Below are 223 nucleotides of genomic sequence, written 5' to 3'. Positions count from 1 at the left end.
ACCGGCGCGGGCGCTGTCCGAGCGGCTGGGCTGCCAGGTGCTGCTCAAGCGCGAAGACCTGCAGCCGGTGTTTTCCTTCAAGATCCGCGGCGCCTACACCAAGCTGGCCAGTCTCTCGGCCAGCGAGAAGGCCCGTGGCGTGATCACCGCCAGCGCCGGCAACCACGCCCAGGGCCTGTCCCTGGCGGCTCGCGAGCTGGGCGTGCGGGCGATCATCGTCATG

At 70.4% G+C, this 223-nt stretch carries 1 protein-coding gene; it reads left to right on the top strand.

Going from position 1 to position 223, the window contains the following annotated elements:
• Positions 1-223 (top strand): pyridoxal-phosphate dependent enzyme (locus RCF34_RS22870; protein ID WP_308710170.1); only part of this gene is annotated, 223 nt, incomplete at both ends.

It is taken from the genome of Pseudomonas sp. 102515 (genome assembly GCF_031085165.1).
GTDB lineage: Bacteria > Pseudomonadota > Gammaproteobacteria > Pseudomonadales > Pseudomonadaceae > Chryseomonas.
This window is presented reverse-complemented; position numbering and strand designations above follow the sequence as displayed.